The organism is Skermania sp. ID1734, from assembly GCF_007489285.1.
Lineage (GTDB): Bacteria > Actinomycetota > Actinomycetes > Mycobacteriales > Mycobacteriaceae > ID1734.
On record NZ_VLIY01000047.1, the window covers coordinates 1 to 1,380 of the forward strand.

Annotated in this window: 1 protein-coding gene; it reads right to left on the reverse strand. The window is 60.6% G+C overall.

The annotated features are described in order from the left end of the window. Positions 1 to 39: 39 nt before the first annotated feature. Positions 40 to 1,308, reverse strand: a complete 1,269-nt coding sequence (locus tag FOS14_RS24460; RefSeq protein ID WP_185981935.1) for an IS256 family transposase — start codon at positions 1,306 to 1,308, stop codon at positions 40 to 42. Positions 1,309 to 1,380: the final 72 nt, after the last annotated feature.

A 1,380-nucleotide genomic window follows, 5' to 3' on the forward strand; every position in this document is an offset into this window, starting at 1 on the left:
GGGACTGTCCAGCAATTGGTGTAAATCGTTGTCTCTCTGTTATTTTCGTCCAGCGGATACGCGGCCGTCGAAGGTGACGTCGAAGGCGTTGAGAGCCTTCAACCAGCGGTTGGTCCAGCGCTTGCGGCCGGTGCCGGCGGGATCGAGGCTCATTACGGCCAGGTAGATGCATTTGAGCGCGGCCTGCTCGTTGGGGAAATGGCCACGGGCACGCACCGCTCTTCGAATTCGTGCGTTTATGCTTTCGATCGCATTTGTCGTGCAGACGACGGATCTTATTTCGGTGTCGTAGGCCAAGAACGGTGTGAATTCCGCCCAGGCGTTGGTCCACAATCGCACAATAGCCGGATATCGCGACTCCCATTTGTCACTGAATTCGGCGAATCGGTCCAGCGCCGCGGACTCGCTGGGTGCGGTATAGACCGGTTTGAGATCCTTGGCCAGCGCCGGCCAGTCTTTCTTCGAGGCGTACCGGAACGAGTTTCTGAGTAGATGGACGATACATGTTTGCACTACGGCCTGCGGAAACACCTGACCGATCGCGTCCGGCAGGCCCTTGAGTCCGTCGCAGACGACCATGAGCACGTCGCCGACTCCGCGATTGCGCAATTCCGCGAAAATGCGCATCCAAAATTTCGCGCCCTCGCCGTCACCGTGGTCGCCGGCCCACAATCCGAGAATGTCACGGGTGCCCTCGCAGGTTACCGCCAGAGCCATATAAATAGGGCGATTCGCCACCTGCCCGTCGCGGATTTTCACATTGATGGCGTCGACGAAAATCACCGGATACACCGAATCGAGCGGCCGGTTCTGCCAATCCGCCATGCCGTCGAGCACCCGATCGGTGATCGTGGAAATCGTCGACTTGGGCACCTCGGCGCCGTAGATCTCGGCCAGGTGCGCACTGATCTCGCCATGAGTGAGCCCTTTGGCCGACAACGAGATGATCATGTCGTCCAACCCGGTCAACCGGCGCTGCCGCTTAGCCACCAACCGGGGAGCAAACGAACCGTTGCGGTCGCGCGGCACGTCGATCTCCACCCGACCGGTCTCGGTGAGAATCGTCTTGGCACGCTTGCCATTCCGGGTGTTCCCGTCCGCGCTGCCGCCGCGCTCGTGGCGGTCGTAACCGAGGTGATCGTCCAGCTCGCCCTCCAGCGCCGACTCGACCACCCGCTTGGTCAACTGCCCCAGCAGCCCGTCCTGGCCGGTCAACTTCAACCCGTCGGCCCGAGCACGCGCCACAAGCTGGGCGATCAGTTCGTCGTTGCTCAACGGCGACAACACGGACGAAGGTGATTCGACCAAAGAATCCTCAGTCACAGCAGTCACGGTAGCCTCCTTATTTCTCTGGAGTTACACCGTTCACTGTACGGACCC